At 58.8% G+C, this 21,285-nt stretch carries 10 protein-coding genes; 1 reads left to right on the top strand and 9 read right to left on the bottom strand.

Translation table 11 applies throughout. From position 1 onward, the window contains the following. Positions 1 to 149: 149 nt before the first annotated feature. The 9 genes from QQK95_RS13640 to QQK95_RS13600 all read right to left on the bottom strand — a co-directional run bounded on the left by QQK95_RS13640 (position 150) and on the right by QQK95_RS13600 (position 21,010). Positions 150 to 3,923 (bottom strand): AAA family ATPase, encoded by a 3,774-nt coding sequence (locus QQK95_RS13640; RefSeq protein WP_284273147.1) that lies wholly within the window; start codon positions 3,921 to 3,923, stop codon positions 150 to 152. 115 nt (positions 3,924 to 4,038) lie between these two features. Further along, complete coding sequence (locus tag QQK95_RS13635) at positions 4,039 to 5,793, bottom strand: acetate and sugar kinases/Hsc70/actin family protein (protein WP_284273145.1); 1,755 nt, start codon at positions 5,791 to 5,793, stop codon at positions 4,039 to 4,041. After that, positions 5,790 to 8,948: an SNF2-related protein gene (locus tag QQK95_RS13630; RefSeq protein WP_284273144.1), complete on the bottom strand. Its 3,159-nt coding sequence runs from the start codon at positions 8,946 to 8,948 to the stop codon at positions 5,790 to 5,792. Before QQK95_RS13630 ends, QQK95_RS13635 begins: the two co-directional genes overlap by 4 nt. 4 nt (positions 8,949 to 8,952) lie before the next feature. Further along, entirely contained in the window at positions 8,953 to 12,255 is a 3,303-nt protein-coding gene (locus QQK95_RS13625) for a DUF499 domain-containing protein (protein ID WP_284273142.1), read from the bottom strand. A 62-nt stretch (positions 12,256 to 12,317) separates the two neighbouring features. Beyond that, the gene (locus QQK95_RS13620) at positions 12,318 to 15,233 is read right to left on the bottom strand and encodes a DUF1156 domain-containing protein (protein WP_284273140.1); all 2,916 of its coding nucleotides are present in this window, start codon (positions 15,231 to 15,233) and stop codon (positions 12,318 to 12,320) included. Further along, complete coding sequence (locus QQK95_RS13615) at positions 15,230 to 15,727, bottom strand: hypothetical protein (protein ID WP_284273138.1); 498 nt, start codon at positions 15,725 to 15,727, stop codon at positions 15,230 to 15,232. The genes QQK95_RS13620 and QQK95_RS13615 overlap by 4 nt, the downstream gene beginning before the upstream one ends. Positions 15,728 to 15,744: 17 nt before the next feature. After that, positions 15,745 to 16,602: an ASCH domain-containing protein gene (locus QQK95_RS13610; RefSeq protein ID WP_284273136.1), complete on the bottom strand. Its 858-nt coding sequence runs from the start codon at positions 16,600 to 16,602 to the stop codon at positions 15,745 to 15,747. Then, positions 16,599 to 20,090 carry a helicase-related protein gene (locus tag QQK95_RS13605; RefSeq protein ID WP_284273134.1) on the bottom strand — a complete coding sequence of 1,164 codons (3,492 nt, stop codon included), beginning with the start codon at positions 20,088 to 20,090 and terminating at the stop codon, positions 16,599 to 16,601. The genes QQK95_RS13610 and QQK95_RS13605 overlap by 4 nt, the downstream gene beginning before the upstream one ends. Then, complete coding sequence (locus tag QQK95_RS13600) at positions 20,087 to 21,010, bottom strand: WYL domain-containing transcriptional regulator (RefSeq protein ID WP_284273132.1); 924 nt, start codon at positions 21,008 to 21,010, stop codon at positions 20,087 to 20,089. Before QQK95_RS13600 ends, QQK95_RS13605 begins: the two co-directional genes overlap by 4 nt. Before the next feature lie 117 nt (positions 21,011 to 21,127). On the opposite strand from QQK95_RS13600, the gene QQK95_RS13595 reads away from it, so the two are divergent. Next, positions 21,128 to 21,271 carry a hypothetical protein gene (locus QQK95_RS13595; RefSeq protein WP_284273130.1) on the top strand — a complete coding sequence of 48 codons (144 nt, stop codon included), beginning with the start codon at positions 21,128 to 21,130 and terminating at the stop codon, positions 21,269 to 21,271. Positions 21,272 to 21,285 lie beyond the last annotated feature (14 nt).

Raw genomic sequence — 21,285 nt, 5'->3', positions numbered from 1 at the left:
ACTACAGCTTCCACTGGAATGGGACTCACGTGGATTTCCTGCGCCAGCACGACACCGAACGCGTGGTAGAGGTCACCTGATAGCGCTGCCAAAACCGGCGACCGCGCGGCACACTCGGCTTCGCACAGAGAGGCATATTCAGAGCCAAGCTACCGAGCGCCTCCTATGTTGAAAAGCTTGTGGACGAGCCCGTTTATGTAATGGGAGTCGAGTCCCTCGCTCGAACCGTCCTCTGTGACAATGAGCCGTCCATTCGGTGACGTCTCGGACCACGGAGCAAAGCCATTCGCACGGTATAGCGTCTCCTTCCTAGCCCACCGACTACGATAGGACGGGAGGTCCAGCCTGCCGCAATGCTCCCAATACCAGACCTGCTCGCCAGCCGTGACCCGAAAGTCGGCCCAGCGTCCTCTGGCGTTGTCGGAGAACGGCAGCGGCGGCTCCACCTCGTAGGTCAGCAGCCCGCGCTGCTCGAACCCATACAGAATGTTGGCGATCGCCAACTCCGATTTTGAGCTGACATATTCGCCACGAATGGTGCGATGCTTGAGGTGCTCCTCAAGGAACCCCCGCGTCTGGTGGATGATCCCGGCAGGCAGGCCCATCGGTGGTATCGTTCGCTTGGGATCAGTTTCGCGCAGCAGGTTGGTCGTCCTCGCGCCGACATCGGAGAAGGCGTCGTGGCGGTAGGCGAGCACCCGGTCGAATCCTCCTTGATGTAGTATCCAAATGCGGCCGGTCTGCCGAGTCAGCGCCGTGTAGATCATCTCGCGCGACAGCAATCGGCTGTTTGCTGGAAGTACCAAGATGACAACGCCGAACTGGCTGCCCTGCGCCTTATGAACTGTGACAGCGTAGGCCAACTCTAGATAGGGCTGGCCGTCATCCCGAAATGCCGAGCGTGAAAAACCAAATGAGCGGTCGCTTCGTCCGGCGAATTCTACATTCACAAATTTAGGGTTCGCGTGACCATAGGCAGTCTGCCCCGTAACAAGTCCGATCTCGCCGTTCGCAATGTATTCTTTCTCTTTGGGATTATCGCCCGGCTGATACTGATAGCCTTCCCGCTTGTGATTTCTGACGCAGATCACCTTGTCCCCGTAGGTTATCTGTTCTGGTCCCTGCGGCTTGACAGTTCGGAACCACTTCTTTCTCCAAGATACCTGGTTGGACCTGATTGCGCCGGCCAACCGTTCGGCCCTATATCGGTCCTTGATGAGCCGGTTAAGATAGATCGATCCACCGGCTTGCGCGCGGTTGACGGATAGAATCTGCCAAGCCTCGGCCTTCGCGGAACAGCCGGAATCGAAGTTGAGATAGCCCTTGGCGTTCTTGGCGGCGCCGAGCGAGGTTTCGATATTCGCAATGACGTCTCCACCCTCGTTGGCCGCGAACTCTGTCTCGAAGATCGACTGAACCAGCCCGGGCAACTCCGCCACGGATTCCCATTGCCTCAGGCGAAGGTGATGGTCATCGAATCCATCGAGCGTCATGGCAGCGACTTCGTCCTCGCCCGGCTCCAGATGGCGTCCCGAAAAGATTGCCGCAAGCTGCGCATCGCTTCGGTCGCCCCGCTGACGCATCGACACGGTGAGTTCGGCGACGCATTGAGGGTGGTGGCGCCGAACGTAGGCGATGATGTCGACGAACGGGCACCCCGCGCCGATCGGCGGCAACTGGTAAGGATCGCCTACCAGGATGATCCGGCATGTGGGTGGCAGCGCGTCGAGCACGGCCGCGAGCATGTCCTCCGTCAACATCGACGCTTCGTCGATGATGCAGCAGGTCGCCCCGTCCTTGGCCGCGCCGGGATTGGGAGCGTAGCGGTTGGTTTGGATTTCGTATCGGTCGAAGCCGAGCAGGAACTGCGCTATGGTGCGCGCCTCTCCCGGACGGTTGGTCTCGGTCCCCAATCTCACGCGGGCTTTGCCCGTTGGAGCGAGAAGCAATACGCGCGAGCCGACGATTTCCGGCCGTTGCAGCAGCAGTTCGAGAACCGTCGTCTTGCCCGTTCCGGCCGGGCCGACTAGCATCGCAATCCGCGAACCCGCGAGCCGCGCCAATGCCGTCTCTTTTTCCTCGCGCGCTCTCGCTTCGGTTTCGACGTCGCCAGGCGATGAACCGAATTTCTCCTTCAACAGTGCGGACCAATCCACTGTTGTGGCGGCCGTGGATACGGCGGCTCGTTCTTTGACAGCCTTCTCCAGCAGCTTGCGGTAGGCGACATATCGGTCGAGCTGCGCAGTTGGATTCTTGTCGCCCGGCCCGACCTCTACCAGCGGGAAAAACTCGTCGCGGAAGAGGTCCAGAAGGTCGGCGTCTAATGGAAGCGGGCGGGTCAGCGTCAGCGCGGCTGCTTCCTCTGCCAGCCGGTCGGCGGCGACGACCGTGTTGCCCCTTCCAGCCGCTTCTTCGAGCAGCTGCGCGGTCGCTGCTCGCAAGCGGAAGGGATTGTCGTATTCACCGAGATCCTTCGAGCACCCACCCGGCAGGGGGTGAGCCTCGGCGACAACGGAACCCGGCAACAAGCCGCGATCGACGGTGGCGAATGCGACAGGGTCCTGTTGATCGCGGTCGTCTTCGAACAGCCTATAGGGATTCTTTAACAGGTCCGACGACTCTATCCGGCTGATCGCGCGAGCGGCTTGATCCTTAGTCAGCTCGAAACGGGCAAGGAGTTGGAGAGTGTCGTAGCGCGCGGCGTCGCCCCTGACCTTGGCCCATCTCCTTTGCAGCGTGGATGTGATCGCCGGCGATCCTGGCGGAGCGTTGCGGCGGCCGGACAGAATCTCATCCGCCACTGGCCAAGGGTCCTCGTTCGGTTTCAAAATGCCGCTAAGCGCGATCGCGAACAGCGTGCCGTTGAAGCCGCTGTGCAACGTTGACAAGGCAACGCCTAGGCCGGGCGCCGGTCCTTGAAGTCGCCACAGGTTGGAAAGTTGCTCGTCGATCCATTCGATCTGCTCGGTCCAGGGACCGTCCAGCACCGTCGCGATCTTCTCGAAGGCGGCGCGGGCGGCGAGCAAGGCTGCGGCCGCAGCTCCATGGCCGACGTGTTCGCTGCCGTAGGAGAACTGGACTCGTGCGTCCTCCGGGGCGAACGCGACATAGTCGGCGGGATCGAGCGTTTCGTCGGCTGCGGCCGCGCGCAGGATGTCGTGGTAAGGCAGGACGAAGCCTCCGCCGTATCCTGCCAGATCGCTGTCGCCCTTCAATGGACGCAGGCTATGTTGGACAGACCGCTCCCACACCATCGCCCTCAACCGGTTGTCGGGCGTAGTCTCGGCAGGATCGTAATCGTATTCGAAGATGCGGTGCTTCTTCTCCAGGATCGCCGCACCAAGCAGGACGCGCCGTTCGTCGTCGCAGAGCGGCGTTCGCGTTGCGTAAAACAGCACCAGGCTCTGATGCTCGACCAAAGGTTCGGCGAACGCGTCCAGCAGCGTCTTCTGGTGATCGTGATGCTGGACCCACGCCGTGTTCTGGAGGAACGGGGGTTCGGACGGCTCGCGCTCGGGGTCGATCGCAAGCTCCAGGTCTGCGGCAAGCGCAAAACCGCTCTCGCGCAGCATCCAGCGGTAGGGGATCAGCTGGGCGCCGAAGGCGGGCAAGTGCAGCGTCTTGGGCCGCATATGGCGGTGATCCTCGCTCCACGTCGAATAGCTCATCACGCTCTGGATGGTGTGGTTGCGGGGGGCAAGGAAAGCGGCGCTAGCCTTGATGCATGGCGGGATCTGGGCATCTGTCAGGTCATCGAAGGCTTCCCCGGCAAGCTGAACTTCCATAGGGTCGTTGCGGCCCTCGGCTATCAGTCGGAGCGCCAGGCACGACGCGTTGCCTAGGGGGTCGTCACAGACGTGGCCATCCCACGCCCGATCATGCCAAGGCACACGGACCGAGACATGACGAACTGCTGAACTCATGCGTTCTCTCCCCAAGCTTTCGTGAAACGGACAGACTCCGCGCATTGTAAGCGCAGCCCAGCTAGATAAAATGGATCAATCTGGCCGATTGAGTAGCCATGAGTGGGTTCCGCCGTCAGTCGTACGCGTCCTTGCTATCAAGGTAATCGGCAACGCGGTTTGGTCTGACCGGAAGTGGCTCCGCGTCGGCGAACTGGCTCGGCAAGCGAACTTCCGGTCCCTCACCGAAGGGAATCGACAACCCGTAGCTTATCGCAAACCGTCGAAAATCGCTGGAAGCCAACCCTGTCATGTCCAAGTCCTTAGGTGCCGCAACTTCCAATAGCTGGTACGGCGGAACGCCGGCCCCAAAGTGCCCAAACTTGTCATAAGTCGAACTGATCGCGGTCTGGTACCAAGCGGAAGGAGCGCCGCCGCCGCCCAAGAAAACGACGAGTGGCGTCATTCTCGTTCTATCGAGACCGCCAAGACTGCGAATGTTCTTTCGTGTGGTCTGATGGTCTTGAATTGCGTCTTCTTGCCAATTTCGGCCATCCTTTTGCTTGGCCGTGATAACGACCTTCCCGACCAACTGTCTCACGCGATGTTCGAAATCTGCAAGGACTTCAACGTTTCCATTGCTGACTAGTCGCTTGAGTTTCTTGTCGTCGATATCGCGTGGTGAGCCTGACCCGAGCGCCGAAGCCAAGGCCGAAATTCCGAGAGGCGATACCTTACCGGAATAGAAATTGACTCGGCGCTCGCCATGATGATTCAGAAACTTGAAGGCTACGCCATCAACCGTTCCGCCACCGATATCGAAATAGACATAGATTCCTGCGACCGCCTCCCGCGACATCACGAAGGATTGGACTGCAGCCGCTATCTCGGGAACCGCATGAAAATCCGAAACCTCGCCCTCGAGACGATCAACATCCCGCCGATAGGCGGAAACAGCTTCCCCCACGGTTTTTGGGAGCCTGGCGTTCGCATCCCAAATCCACGAAATACCTAGCACCCTGCGAAAGGTGTCGATGGCTACCGAATCGTAGTGTTCCACCGGAACGCCGATATTTGCCGACCAGACAGGAACTCTGTTCCTTAGCCTGTCACGTTCGTGCTTGCGTATCCATTCCTGACTGCGTGAGAGCACCCTGGCAAGAAACCAACTGGCGAGCGCACAAGTGGCTTCCCTGCTGCCAAGGTCGACGCCATCGACAACAGGTAAGTCTTCGCCAATAGGCGACCCGGCGAGCCTCATCTTGAGATATGGCACCAGCACCGCTCCGCGCGGAGCCTGATCGGCGGTATATAGCGTGCCCTTCTTATCCACCGCCACGATGGAGGGCAACAAGGCGTCATGCGCCGAGGTAGCATCGAAGGTCACAAGGAATGAGTCTTCCGTCCCAACGTCCCGGAAGCAAACCTTGGTGAAGCTCGTGCCGAAGTCGATTCCGAGATTCAGGAAGACCTGGTCTCGTCCCGTGGGCCGCGCGCTAGGTTGTCCTAACCCATCCCCGGAGCGCTTCTCATTGTGTTCAGCAACTAGACGTTTGGCGGCGCGGCCGGCACCAACGACCAGCCGTTTGACTTTGGCTGCCGGAGTCGGTTTCTGCGCCGATCTCCGCCCATTCTTTGGCTTGGAATCGACCGTTTTCTCCTTCCAGGTCGCCTTGCTCTTCTTGGAGACCGGATTGTAGAGCTGATCAGGTACTTGCGCCGACGTTAGTGAAACCGTTGGCGGAACTTCGGTCGGCAACGGCGTCGGGCCTGGAGGAGCCACTTCTTCGATCGGGACCTCTATCTCGTCGAGGGGATCCGCCGCGCTGGGCTCGCCAAACAGCCGATCGCGAAGTGCAAGCAGTCTTTGTCGCCAATCACCAAGCATCATTCCACCCTGATTACCCCGATCGCCAACGGAACCATCGTTTCCTCGACGTGACGCCTTCTGGTTACCCGCTCGATCTTTGTCTTGAGTTGCTCTTCCTCTTTGCGGATGAGACCTTCCGTCATCGGAATGGGCTTGAGATTACCCGCAACCTTGAATCGCTGGATGCGCCCGCCGAGTTCATCCAGTCGACGTCGCGCGAATTTTTTGGCGCTGGTTTCCTGCTGTTCGCAACGGACAGCGTTTTCCGCCTCAAAGTTCGAAAGCCGTTCGCCGAACATGTCCGCCAGATGCTGTTCGCAGGCCGAAGCGGCTTCGAGCACCGATTTTATGTCTCCGATGACGTTCTGGGCGTTGGGAAAAAGGCCAGCGGAGCCGGCTGCAATCGCAATGAGTTCTTCGGAACTGGAATTGCTCAGGGGTTCCACATCGCCCATACGTAATGCGCTAAACGCCAGCGTCTCATTGGATCTGACACCCGCGAATGACCACCGATGCGCGGAAAAAACATAATCACCAGGCGGGAAGCTGGTCGCTCCTGACGGCAACTTGAGCGCTGCCACGCGATGAAGCTGACTTCGATCTGACTCATAAGCGTTTCGTATCCATTGTACCAATGGATGGCTCGGCTCGATGAATTCCACGTCAGGACTGACGTCGTCGGTTTGGCGAGGATCGAACAGGCACAATATGGGCTTGTAGCTCTGGTGCATCCTTGTACGCGTTGCCGGCCGTGCCTCAGCGACGAAATAGCCGAGGTCCCTGCGGGCTTCCTCCGAAAGCGTAATCCGCGCTGAATTGTCTATCCGCGAGTTCGGTTCGATCTTGGTGCCAGGATACTTCCTGGCGAAGAAATCCTCCACGAGCAGTCTGAGTTCGGACGCGCTCAACCAGCGTCCCTTACTACGACTGTCTGTAATATGTTCAAGGATATAGTCGGAGAATCCGATCAGGTTGACGGCCTGCTGCTCCAGTTCATGCTGCTGCTTCTGTGTATTGTGTATCGCAAGCTCGGCCACCTTGGCTCTCCTGTCGCGTTCATCGTCAGACAGACGAGGGTTGAGGAGATCGAGCATGATCTGCTCGGTCATCTCGCCCAAAATCTCCTCCATGTCTCCGATGCTCTCGCTGAACACCTTGATGCGGTCGTAAAGCCGCATCAGGATTCGATCTTCGATGGTGTTGGTCACCACTAGATTGATGATCGAGATCCGCTCCGCCTTCTGACCGAGGCGATCGAGACGCCCGATGCGCTGCTCGATCCGCATCGGATTCCAGGGAAGATCGTAATTGACGACGAAGCGGCAGAATTGGAGGTCGATGCCTTCGCTGCCGACTTCGGACGAAAGAAGCACCGAGGGTCCTTCCGACAGCGCAAAATCCTGGATCACCGCGTCCTTGGACGAGCCCATGTCGCCCATGATCAGTCCCGCCCTAATCCCGTCGGCCTTTAGCCGCCTGGCGAGGTACTTCAGCGTTCCGCGATAGAAAGCGAATATGACGAACTTCTCTGCTGGATCTTTCGCCAGTTCGCCCGCGAGGAACTCTCTCAGTGCACGGTATTTTGCATCATTTTTTTCCAGTTCCGCGAGGTCAAAGCCAAAACCGTATGCAACCGGAGCCTCGCTCGCGCTTTCGGGCTGGTCTTCGCCGTTCTGCCGGTCATTGCGGCTCGTCCCTTCGATCAGGCCGGTCGACAGACCGAAGTCTTCCCAAAGCAGCTCGTCGATCAGTTCCTTTTCTTTCCAGCTCTCCAGTGCCCCCACGATAGAACTTGCCATTTGGCGCTGGCGGGCAAGCAGCGAAAACAGCGATACCCCGGTCTTGCCGACGGATTGGTCGCGAATCCTCTTGGTGACGTGACCGTAAATGGCTGCTTCAGCCTTGCTGAAGACGACGTTCAGGACCTGTGGCGCCCGCACGACGTGGGTCGGCAGTACCTCCCTCTTGCGGCTTCTCGTCATGTATTGCGAAAGCAGAGATCGTGATTCGAGCAGGCGTAGCAACTCGACACGTTTCTCGGAATCCTGTGCGGCCTTATCGATTTCGGATCTTATTCGACGAAGCACCGCATCCTTTTTGAAGTAATCTGATTTTTCAGCATCCATTATGGCCGCGCGGGCCTCGGCAACGTCCACGGGCTGCCGCCACAACGCTCGCTGCGCTCGTACGATCTCGGAATTGGCCGCCAGCATTTCCTCAAACAGCGACGCGTCGTAGAACTGGTCCTCGTCGATCAGGCGAAGCAATTGATAGAGATTATCGCTTTTGATCTGGATCGGAGTCGCGGTCAGCAGCACCAGATGGCGGGACGCTTCGCGCAACAAGCGGCCAAGGCGATTGTTCGCTGTCGATGGATTGCGCAGATAGTGAGCCTCGTCGATGATGACATGGTCGAAGAGCGCGAACTCCTCGGTCGCCGTATTCTGGTCAAGCAGCCTGGCAAACCGCGCCCGCGTGCCACCAACGCTTTCATCGAGGAATCTCGCAGGCGGCCGAAGGCCTTCCAAGCTCGTAATGTAGACGAACGCATCGGAAGACCGACGACCGGCGATATCCTCTCCCTTCTCTAGGAGATCCTTTGCAGAGATAATCTCTCCGGTGATGTTGAACCGCTTGCGCAGATCGCCACGCCACTTTTGCCTCAACATGGCCGGACAGACTATCAGCAGCCGCCGTGCTGAATGTCGTGCCTGGATTTCCTTCCATATGTATATTGCTTCAATGGTCTTCCCGAGACCAACCTCGTCGGCGATCAGCATGCGGCCAACGGGCGATTCGATGAACCGCATCACCGGCTTGAACTGGTGCGGATAGAAATCGGTATTGCTGGCCTCCATCGAATAGAAGACGTTGGTCAGGTCCCCCTTGATCTTCTCGAATGTCAGGACCCGCCGCAGATCGCTTGGGGTTCCGAACCTTCCAGCCTTCAGAACGTCGATGAGATCCGTCTCCTCGACGACGGGCTCCAGTTGCAAATAGCGTTTGAACTGTTTTTCGTTTGGGCCGAAATCCACTTCGACCATTAGGAAAGTTCCGGCCATCCTTGTCCGGCCCGTCGTGGCGCCCTGGCGGCCCGGATTGTCCCGCAGGCAAACCTTCACTCCGCCTTTTTCCGGATCCCAGCCGGTTGGAGATTCCGCAGCCGTCGTTTCCACGTCGCTACTCCACCTTCTTATCGACGAACCCCAACGTCGTTGCGTTCTCCATCAAGGTCCGGATCTTGCCGCGGTCCAATCCGGAAGGAACCTCGGCGTCGATCTCGAGCTTCAGGGACACGTCGCTCCCCGGCAACGTTGTCAGCTGCTCGATGATGCCCTCGACGATCTGGCGGAATTCATGTGCTGGTCGTCCCGGCGAGATCATCACAGTACCGATGAAGCGTGTCGGCTTCCGCACCTCGGTGACCGTGGGCGCTGTCGCCCCTGCGCCCAAGGCTCCAGGAGCCTCTTCCATCCCGCCGGCGCCGCCTCCACCAGCAGGCTGCACAACGGTTTCATCCTTCGGCTTGGGTCGATTTGCCTCGGCCACGTCGGGCTTGATGATGACGCTGTCGCTGTCGATCACAACCGCGGAATTCGCCGCGTTCTCGATCGCCAGCCCCACATAGGACTGCGTCGCGTCGTCGAACCGCTCGGCGTAGGCGAAAGGACCTGGAATCATGTTCGAGATAGCGGCCCTTACCGCGTTGACTAGCACTGTGCGGTTTTTGACGCGGGGGAGGTAGGTATAGCGATTCAAGTACTCCCACAGGTCCTTCAGGGAGAGGTGCGGCTTGCCGTTCCAGATGTATTTCTGCAGGTCGCGATCGAGCCGACCGGGCCCCAATTCGGGCATCAGTCCTTCCTCGCTCACCAGTTTTTTGCTGGCGCGCGACAGGACTCCGTCCTGTGCCGCTATACGGCCGGTCATCCATTCGATGTCCTTCGTCGCGTCCTCCTGAATCGGGTAGATCACGTAGCACCAGGTTTCGCGCAGGCGCGTTTTCATCGTCTCCTGCGCCTCGGCTAGCTTGGCTTTGGCCAACGCTTCGTCGCTCTGCGTCAGGTTGAGCCGATCGGTGTCCCGCACTATCTCGCCCCAGGCCAACGCCGAACGCATGGCTTCCTTCAATCCGTCGATCTGCTTGGTCTCGGCCGCCAGGAACACGAGCGTGTTGCGATAGACGCGAGGCACGGAGCCGCGCTGCAATAGAACATCCTTGGCCTCGGCCATAGCCTCGGAACCTTCGCGTCCCGAATGAGGGTGCGCCACGCCCAGCACTACGCATCGCACGCCCCCTGCTTCGTCCGGGACGTCGCCCGAACTAGCCGGAGCAACCTGCACGGCATCGAAGAGGCCGCGATCGGCGATGCCGTTGATGTATTTCGTCAGTTCCTTATCGATGGTGACCAGAACCAGTGCCTCTTCTATCTGTCCGGCGCGATCGGCCGCGATACGGTTGAGGCTCGCCGACATCGAGTACCAATGCTTGCCAAGATCCGAGTGCATGAACTTGGACTGGTTGGTTAGCCGCCGCAGCGCATCGCCGAAGATCGCCGGGCGTTCGCCGGGCTGTACTACGCCGAGATTGATCTGGCGATCGTCCAGCCCCTTGTTCTGCTGGCCGTGCATGGGCGCGGAGCCCATGAAGATGGTCCGTGCCACGCGTCGCGTCGCCGAGTAGCGATTTAGATTCGGAGCGGACTGGTCGATCTTGTAGGGTGTGGACATTGTGCCATCGACGTCTCCCGCGATGATCGCCTGCCAGGACGGCTCCAGATAGTGCAGCAGCTCGGGTTCAACGCGTGCCGAACTGATCGCCACGCTGCCTGGCATGATCATCACGGACGGGTCATTGTTCATCCACAGTTCGTGGATCGCCTGAGCCATCAGCCGCAGCACGCCGCGGGTACGCTGGAATTTTTCCAGCGATCCCCAACTGACATAGAGCTGGTCGAACAGTTCGGGATGAATCGGATATGCCTTCTCCAGCTTGCGGCGATAATCCTCGTCGGCAACGCCCTGTGGGAAGTCGTTCGCGTTCTCGCGATAGAGCTTGGCGAACTGCTTCAGCGTGTTGTCACGGTGATGGAAGCGATCGCCGGGGATTTCCTTGAACAGGCGCCGTCGCACGATCTCATAGCTCTCCTCCTGGCTGGCCGGCCGCCATGAGGATTCGACGCGGGAAAAGGTCTGCTTGAGCCGCGCGAGCGCTTCCTGTCCGCCTTCGCCGCCGACCTCGATCTGGCTCGCTGGTAGTGAGGCGACCAGCAGCGTACCGGGGCTGGTCTTCACCGCCTCCGTCAAGGATTGCACGAAGGACAGGTTCGCGTCGAACGAGCCGGACGGGAGCCCCTCGACCTTGTAGATCTGGCGCAGATACGCGACCCACTCGTCGATCAGGATCAGGCAGGGCGAGAACGTCTTGAACAGGGATTCGAGCAGGTTCGAGCCAGGCGCGATTCCTTTGGCGTCATTGTCGGCGACCATGGCGAAGCCTTGGGCGCCGCCGAGCTGGTACGCGAGTTCGCCCCAGGTCGTCTTGATTTCCAGCCCGTCCTTAGTCTTCAGCACGTCCTGTGGACCGCGCGAGGTACCGACGAGCACGGCGCGGCTGATCTTTTCGGGAACGGTCAGCCCTTCCTTCTGGAGGAGTTGGTCGAGACCTGGCAAATCGCGCGCCGGCGTGCCGCCCGCCATGTGATAGAGGGCGAGCATGGAGTGTGTCTTGCCGCCGCCGAAATTGGTCTGCAACTCGACGACGGGGTCGCCGCCCGTTCCTGAAAGCCGTTTGGCGGCGCCGACCAGAAGCGCGGAGAGCCCGTCGGTCAGATAGGTTCGGGCGAAGAATTCCTTCGGGTTGGAATATTCCGACGGTGCCGAGCCGTTGTGGACCTTGCCGAGATCGGCGGCGAACTCGGCTTGGGTAAACTCGCCAGTGGCGACATCCTGATGAGGCTCGACCACCTCCCGCCATGGCAGGAGTCCTGCGACGGTCTCCACCGAGATGTCGGAGCGTTGCGTCTTCCGGCGCTCCTCGTTGCGCTGCAGTTCCGTGAACTTGGTGCGCAGAATCGAGTTGCGCATTAGGTCTAGCTTGTCGGCGGTCTCGCCGGCGCTGATTGCGGTCATCATCCGCCGCATCGAATCTAATGCACGCTCGGCATCGTCATAGGTAAAATCGCCGTTGTGCGAAAGTTTGTTGCGGACATCGACGAGTTCGTTGACGATCGACCGCTCGGCACGACCGAGAACGGTCTTAAACGCTTCTCCCCAGAAGCGGTCCATCACGTTGAACAGGGCTGTCTGATCCCATCCGACCTCGCCTTTGCTGTTCGGTCTGAGGTTGGGGTAGCGTTCCAGAACCTGCAGTTGCCAGTGCCCGGTCAGCGAGGTTTCGAGCCGCTTCTCCACGAACGGGATTAGGGCTTCGGGCAGAAGTTCCATTCCCTCGAAAACATGCTGTCTTGCGCTTTTCGCCATTGTTCTTGCCCCTCGGATCATCGTTTTCAAGTTACGGCAGGACCGCCAGTCCTGCCGAGGAATCAGACGGCCAACGTGAACTGGCCGCCACGCCCTGCCGTTTCGGAACTAGCCGCGAGACGCGTCAAATCTGACCACACAGCGATCAGTGCGTTGTAGGAAGTCGCCTCCTTGGCGTCTTTGCGCTTCTCGCAAATATTGTAGAGGCAGTAGGCAAGATCCTTGACGTTCTCGGACATAGCTGGACCGAGTGCGCGGATGAGAACCGCCGCCTCGTATTCGCCACCTGTTTCCAGCGCGCGCACAACGTGTTGGCAGCTTTCCCATACCGTCAGATGCTTATCGGCAACAGGATCCCAGCCTTCGGGCAGTTCCTCACGCTTTAGGATGCGTACCTTCCCGGCTGAGGTTTCTAGAATGCCGGCATGCCTTCCGCTTTCGACGGAGATGCCGCGTGCAGTGGCGATATTATTGGCGGTGCCGTAATCGCCCGCCTTCAATCCGTTCTGCTCGAACCAGGTGATGGCAAAACGGGTATCAGCGTCGAACTCGCCCTGAATGCCGCTGAGGTATTCGTCTAGCTCGCGGTTGATTAGTTGCAGCGCGGCCTTCACGCTCATCGGGCTGTCATCCGATTCTAGCACGGCGCGGTAGCGGGAGAACACACCCATACCGGGGCCGATGGCTGATTGCGGCATGTCGGCAGGGGCGATGTTGGCGGCCTGAAGTTCAGCAATTGCCGGAGGCAGCTCGCGTTTTAGCGTACGGATGAACTCCGCGCGAGTAATGACTTCGGCCGTGGCTTCTCTCTTGCGGCAGACGAGAACGACAGAGTTTGCGAGCGCGTTGGTGCCAACTGCAACCATTCGGCCCGGCTTTTCAGTGCGGACCGGCCACGTGGCAACCACGGAAAAGCCTGCGTTGAACACTGCCTGCAGGAAAGTCGCCCAACCGGTCGATGCAATCCCATCGCTTTCAACCTCACTCTGTTTGAAAGCATAGTAGATGGTTGCAGGGTAGCTCGTGGAGGTCTGCGCAACCATATTTGAAATGGCCTTCGACATACCGTTCAAGAAAAATTCCTCAGCAGCCTGATGACTACCGTGACGGTAGACCGTGGCCACCAATTCGTCTGCCTTTGGAACTGTTAGGGTGCTAAGTATATCAGGATAGAAAATTCCTATATTCTTACGAAGCCAGACATAAAAAAAATCAGAAAGATCAGAGTAAAGTATATTGTCGTAGTAAGGTGGATCTGTTGAAAGAACGCAACCTGCAGGTGTTTTAACAGTTTGAGCGTCTGCCTGAATTATTTTACCTTTAGATCCTGGTGAGAAGGCCAGAAGTGATTTATAGACCCATTCTAGGCAAGCATCATTCCAGTTTCCATTCTTTTCACTGAATGGATTTACCTCAACGTAATCCCAAACCATAGCAATACCCTGCCGGGCATAGGTGCTACGTGTCGCCTCAACCGTGTTTCGCCAACTTACTAGGCTGCTCCACGCGTCGGCCGCTCTATCAACCGCAAACGCAAGATATGTGGCTACGGCCAGTGCATAATCGTTGGAAGACGAGCGTTCCTTATCAGTGCCAGATTTTTGCGACTCTGCATCAGAAGCGATCGCATCGTGCACCTCTCGGATGAGATTCGAGAATGTGCCTAACGCTACAAGCTGCCTCGGGCTGAAATAGTCGCGGAATGTGTTAAAGCCATATCGTCTGCCGAGCGCATTGCTGGCGTAGGTCCCTCTACATGGAACCTCAACGGAAGAAAGATCGATAGATGATAATTCGCCGGCGGCCTGAATTGCAGCAGATTGTTGAAGATCGTCATGAGGAGGTAGATAGACGCGCCCGTTTTTTCCCTCGACGGCGATAGCCAAGAGCGTCGCCGCCATCGTGCCTTCGGTCGCACACTTATCGATGTACTCTCCTGAGATGGGAGAATTGGAAAATATGCACCGGAACACGGCTCTGCCAGCCTTTGTCCCCTCATTCGCATGCTCGATCTCAGCTTTTGTACCGCCCTTTCGAACACGGAACTGCAAGGTCTTGTTCTTTTTATCTACAATCGGATCAAGCCATGTTTCTTTCCCCACCTTCGCAGAAAGCAAGAAACTTGAAGCGATGGGTACGTTTACTTCCGCGAATGCTGGGTCCGGGCTTGGCACCGTCCGCGCCCAAAACCAGCCAATTACCCTTCCGTTGCCGCTCCCGTATTCTTTCGGTAGCTGCACTTGCGGATAGAGGTGTCCTATACGGTCCCAAGCCTTCTGACGCATCCATTCGCCGTAGTATTTCACATCCTCCGCCAACCCCTCGGCGTTACGATAGTGGTTGCGCTCCTTGCCGCCCGGATGGATCGGCGGCATATCCTTGAACATCGGCGGGATCTCGATCATCGCCTTGCCGATCATCACGGCGACAGGATTCAAATCGCTGCCATAAGCTGGGAGGCCGAGCCTCTGCGCCTCTAGCGGAATCGAGCCGCCTCCTGAGAACGGGTCGTAGATTGGCGGCAGCTCGGTGCCGCAGCTTCTTCGGATTTCCGTCCGCGCGCGCTCCAGCACCTCCTCATTGGTTGAATTTTCCCAGATCACAAGTTCCTCGATGATGTCGAACAGCCGCTTGCGCTCGATCTCGATGGCAACCTCCTCCAACGTGATCTCCTTGTCGTCCGCCGGAAGAGCCTTGCCCTCCTGGCGCCTCTTCTCGCGGTCGCTCAGGCGTGCGTTCAGTTCCCGCTCCGCGGCGGTCCTGGTCTCTGTCTCATTGAGGAGGTCGTTGACATAACCCGAGGGGTCATCGACCAACTGCGCAAACAGCACCGCCCGGCACGCCGCCAGCGGCCTCCGTGCCCACCACAAATGTAGTGTCGAGGGATGGCCGTGCCGGATCGACTTCTCCCGCGCCGACGCCTCGTTGATCTTTTCCAACGGGATCGCGACTTCGATAAGTTTCTTCTTGTAGGTCATGGCTGTACCGGAAATTGGATGGTTGAGGGTACGGCGACCAGTTCCGGTCCCCGTGGCGGCGCATTCTTGCGCCAGCCGCCCTTGACGGTCTTGATGGCCGAGATCGGCAAATGCTGCGCCTTCGGCAGTTCGAAGAGGCCCTTTACGTGCCAGAACACTGCCCAATAGCCCTGGTTGTCGGCGGCGTACTGTTCGGTCGTCGGCGGACGATGGGCCATGCCGAGCGGGTGCTCGCCGCTGTTGCTCTCCTCGCAGCCGATATACCATCCGCCCCAGCAGACCTTGAACGAAACCTTGGCAGGCAGGTGCTCATCAGAGGGATAGATCAGCACGCGCACGGGCGTGCCACCGCGCATTTCTTCTACATTCCGGAACAGCTCCCATTTCCGCGAGCCGAAAGCGACGAACCCTTGCTTCTCGGCGATACCTTTTCCTGATTGCAGGTGCTCCAAGGGCACTGGCGCCAGGATGGCAAAATCTCCCGTGACGGTCATAAATTCTCCCCTGCCGGCTACCTTACTAGGCTGATGCAATATCGGTAGGCCGCTGCCTCTTCGATCCGCACCTTGTCACCAGCTTTGGCACGATTGAGCTTATAAAAGTCGCCAACCCAACCCCTACGGCGAAAGAATTTTTTCTGTCCGTCGAGGTCTGTTCGAACCAGCTCCGGCCCGCCCCAGTCCACGATCAGTTCGCGCCTTGCAGTTGTCGAGTCGTTGCTACCACCGATTGCATCACGTGGAAACTTGTCCATCAGCTTGGTCAGCCGGATATAGCTATTCTTCAGTGCGCCATCGGTGACCTCGCACTCGCCAATCAGCCGACCACCGCCATTGTGGAACTTGGGAGGAGCCACATTGGCCGGAAACACTTTTTTCGGTGCGGGAGCAGGTTGAACAGGCGCGTTCGACTTCGAAACCCAGTTCCCGGCAGCAGCCGTGCTGGCTGGCTGAGGTTTCCCAATGTCTACAGAACGGTCTGCCAACTGGCGGGCAATCCCATCCGATGTCTCAGCGTCCAAGTCCACCTGGGTCACAGCGCCAGACTTGTGACGATACGGAACAGGCGACGAGAGTTTGCGGACATCAGCCAGCTTCCACGGCGTGGTCCACTTCGCGACGGCGCCGCTGCGGATCATGTCAGGAGGGATTCGGTGCTTGTCAAAGGATGCAATCATTTCCTCCTCCGACAACGGGGCGCCCACGTCCACCAGACGGGCAACAGCCCATACTGCTCCAGTTCCCTTCCGGATCAGTCCGATCCAGCCACGGTGTCCCCATGTCCTGGACCGCATCTCCCAAGTCTTGGATCCATCCAGGATGTAGCCGATCCAAGGATCGTCAATGATCAGCCCCTTGGTGACATTCACGATGGTCTTTCCCCCCTCTCGAGCAATTTCTTCAGGTCGACCTGGATTGCGGTGATGCCGAACTCAGGCTCCTGGCTGAACGGTCTGCGTACGTAGATCGGTTCGCGCGCGAATCCTGCTTCGACCTGCACGACGGCCAGGATGAATTTCTCGGGCTCGTGCAGCGAAGTGATCACCTCCTGCCGCGTAATCATGACATTGTCGGCACCGTCGATCCGCCCCTTTACTTCGATGAACCGCATATGGTTCGCGCCGCGCGAGGCGATGTCGTACCCAAGCTTCTGCGCGGATACGTCATCCGGTTCGTTACCGAGCGCGCGTTCGGCGACCATCACGGCATTCATCGCAGCGATCTCGATCTCGCGGCGAGCGACTGGGTCTTCAGAAAAGCCCTTGCCCACACCCGACGCTGGCTGCAGCGACCCCAGCAGCCCGCGCGGGATGACCACCATGCCACCGCGAATCCTTGGCGGCTGTGCGCCGATAAACTTTTCCTGCTCCAACAGAACTTCCCGACGTTTGCGTCGCTCGGCGAGATCCTCGGCGCGGCGCTGGGCGTTCTGCCAGTTCAGTCGCGTCTTCTTTCCAGCCCGCTCTTCCTCGCGCAATTCCGCGGCCCGGTTGTCCCAGTAGTTGATCTCCTTCGCCAGCCGGGCCTTCACTTCCTGCTCGACCTTGGCAATTTCCGGAAGCCGCCGTGCCTTCACCTCGCCGACGTGGCGCTGCGCCATGTCTACGGTGGCGAATCGAAGCGCGGTCTTTTCAAGATCGGAACTCAACCAGTCCTGTTCGAGAACATTCTTCACCAGCGCCGATTCCTCTGCCGAGGCGGCGCGCAGGTTCAGATGTGGCGCGATGCCTGCATCGTGTGCTTCCCCGTTCTTACGAACGGCAGTGAACTGGAGTTTCTGCGACACGATATGCGGCTTGCCGAGACTCGTCTGGCGTCCGTCCTGCACACTGTGTTCCAGCAGGAAGATTGCCGTTACGTCCTGGCTGTCGTCGGTCTCGTCGACGAGCACGGCGCCTTGCTTCAGGACATGGTCGTACTCTTCGCGGATCAGTGAAATGACTGCCTCCAACAACGGGTGTCCTGGGCACACGAAGCTGGCGACCGGCTGCTGATTGATCCGCCCCTTTTCGAAACAGATACGCTCATATTTCTTCTGGAGCGGAGCGCCCATACCGATCTGGCGATCACGCTCGCGTACGCGAAGTGGGACATGAGTTATCTCGAAACGCCCTTCCTCACGCTTTCTGATCTGGCCCCCGAGCCGCTGGAAGGCTTCGATGAAGAAGCTCTGTATATGATGCGGCTGCAGGCGCTGAGCGCCTGCGCGTTCCATCTCCAACCGAAGTTCATGGACCTGCGCCTCGGGCATCGTGTCGTTCGTCAAAGCCCGACGTTGCAGCAACTCGAGAAGATGCTTTTGATCGACGGCACCGTCGACCTGCCTGAACAACCGCGCCTTCACGTCATCCTGCTCTCCATATTGGATCGCCTCGAAGAGGAGGTCTTTCAGCGCAACACCTTGGAACAATTCGCCAAGCACGTCATAGACCCTACCGCCAAGGGCCTCGCGAGCAGCCTCGAGCTTCTCCAAGAGTCGGCCATAGACCTCGCCCTCGCGCGTATCCGCCGCAACGAGATTCCAGAGATGGCAGACTTCCGTCTGGCCGATGCGGTGGATTCGGCCGAAGCGCTGCTCGATCTTGTTGGGATTCCACGGCAGGTCGTAGTTGACCATCAGATGACCGCGCTGAAGGTTCACACCTTCGCCGGCTGCATCGTTGGCCACCAGGACGAGCAGGTCGCGGTCCTGCATGAACCTTTCGATGACCTTCCTACGCTCGTCACGAGACACGCCGCCATGGATCACTTCGACTGCCTCTGGATTGCCCAGGCGGCCGCGGATCTTGTCGGCAAGATAGTGGAGCGTGTCCTTGGGCTCGGTGAAGATGATCAGCTTGCGGCGGTTGCCGGCGGCATCCGTCATCAGGTCGTCGTCAAGGATTCGATTGAGCTGCGACCATTTCGTGTCGACGCCGGACTGGACGACGGACAGCGCCATCTGCTCCAGCCTTTTGAGCGTGCCGACCTCCATGCCGAGCTGCTCGACCGTTTCTGCCGTGGTCGCGCCGGTGGAAATCAAATCCTCGAATTCGTCTATCTCCTCCTGGCTAAGCTCCTCCAAGTTTCGGAGGGTGTCGCCGTTCCCTTCAATGCTTGCGAATCCTCCGCCGCGCCCCTTCGAGGTCAGGCGGGCTTCGGCGAGATCGTTCTCCAGCCGCTCCCGCCGACGCTTCAATGATTGGTAGATCGCGGCGGGTGACGAAGCGAGCCGTCGCTGCAGGATCTGGAGCGCGAAGCCGACATTGTTGCGTTTCCTCCCATCGTCAGCAAAGCGCTGCACGCGGTTCATCTCGGTCCGGACATACTCGGTCACGGCCGAGTAAAGTGCGGTCTCGCCCTCCGAAAGCTCGTATTTGACCGTTCGGGCGCGTCGCTCCGGGAACAGAGGACGACCGTCAAAGCGAAGGAGTTCTTCCTTGGTCAACCGCCTCATCATGTCGCCCGTGTCGGCATAATGCACGCCGTCGCGGAACCGGCCTTCGAAACGATCGCCGTCGAGGAGCGCCATGAAGAGCTGGAAGTCCTCTTCCTTTCCGTTGTGTGGTGTGGCCGACATCAGGAGAAAATGCCGGCAGAGTTCACCGAGCTTTTGTCCGATCTGGTACCGTTTTGTGTATTTGACCTCGCCTCCGAAATAGGTCGCCGACATCCGATGGGCCTCATCACAGATAATGAGGTCCCACTCCGTCGCCTTCGTCAGTTTCTCCTGCAGGTCTTCATTGCGGGCGAGCACGTCGAGGCGAACGATCAGCCTGTTGCGATCTTCGAAAGGATTCCCGGACCGGGAGTTCTCAATCATGTCCCGGGTGAGGATGTCGAACTCAAGATTGAACTTTTCGCCCAACTCGTCCTGCCATTGCTCGACTAAACTGCCAGGGGCAACCACGAGACAGCGCTCGAGATCGCTGCGCGCGATCAATTCCTTGATGAGCAGCCCAGCCATGATGGTCTTCCCGGCGCCGGGATCATCGGCCAGCAAGAATCGCAAGGGTTGGCGCGGTAGCATTTCACCGTAGACAGCGGAAATCTGGTGCGGCAGCGGATCGATGAGACTGGTGTGAATGGCAAGATAGGGATCGAAGTAGTGGGCGAGCTTGATGCGATTTGCCTCTGTCACCAGTCGCAACTGGCCACCATCCGCGTCGAACGACCAAGCTCGTCCGCGCTCATCCACCTCCAGGCGGTGCTCGTCGTCCCGGTACAGCGTGCTTTCGGCGACGGTGCCTTCCGGATCGCGGAAGACCACATTGATCGCCTGATCGCCGATCCAGTCCACCGATACGATTTGGACGCCGCGGCCCGGAGCAATTCCGCGCACGTGCGCGCCACCGCGAATGTCTTCAAGCCTGGTCATCCGGCCGTCTCCCGCCCCACCGCAGCATCCCTAACGATACGACCAGAATTTGCGAGTTCTAAAACCCGCTTTGCATCGGCCTCGTTCAACAGGACGATGTGTTGTCTTCTTGGATCTTCGTTGACAGCGTCATTCAATAGCCCGAGTCTTTTCATGACATAAAAGAGCATCGCGACGCGGACCCGAAGAACACATTTGCGCCCTTTCATGCCGTAATCCTTGGCCACGACTTCCTGTTGCGAACTCGTAAGCGCAGGATGGGGCGCGATTTCCAACGGATAGTATTCATGCCAGAAGTGATCGGCCTCACCCGACGCACCGGGCTCATCCTCACGGCGTGATTTCAGGATGCGCGGCAGGAGGAAGTCCTTAAACGTTTCCTCCAGATGACAGAAGGCACGGGCGTGCCACCGAAATCCGTCATAGCCGAAAGCGTGTGGTGTTATGCGCCGCCATTTCGGATCGGGGCGCAGGGGGTTCATCGATTGATACATGATCTCGATTGAACGCTGATTTCGGATGGCGTTCAAAACCGCCCGTAACACATCACCGTCGACATCACGCTTCGGCGTCAGGGCGACATCTGCGTCTGGTGCTGCTGATATCCATGAGTCCCGTTGCCAGTCCGCTCCTTCAACCACGGCCTGTAACCTAGACAGGAATGCATCAGGATCGGGATTGAGGAACTGCGGCTTGAATCCATCGGCCGCAATGTAGCGCTTGGCGCTCTTGTCATACGCCACATTTCCGGGGGCTCGCTCTTGATAGAGCGTCAGATCCTTCGATGCCTGCGGGACGGAAACTCCGAAAGAGTTAATGATATCGGACCGATTGACGCCACCTTCCCACAGGAGCCGGAACTCGATGAATTCGAGGCGGCGCTCCACGCCCCACTTCAATCCCGCCACCGCTTCCGTCATCCAGTTTCTCCACATGCAGATAAAAAGTATATGGACATATCTATAATACCCGTGTAATTTCTATCCTCATCATGGAGTCGCGTCAAGCGGAACCATGACCGGCAACAGGAGAATGCGATGACAAAGCGTGGTTCCAGGGGCGAAGTGACCAGCAAGAAGGCGGCGACCGCCGCTTCTCAGGTGCTGCGCGACCCGAAATCGAGCAAGGCGGCCAAGTCCGCAGCCGCTTCGGCGCTCACCCAGCGTCCCAACAAGAAGTAACTGGGGGAAGATCG

It is taken from the genome of Mesorhizobium huakuii (genome assembly GCF_030160235.1).
In the GTDB taxonomy this organism is placed as follows: Bacteria; Pseudomonadota; Alphaproteobacteria; order Rhizobiales; family Rhizobiaceae; genus Mesorhizobium; species Mesorhizobium huakuii.
Note: the sequence above shows the minus strand (reverse complement) of the source record. Positions and strands in the feature narration are given on the sequence as shown.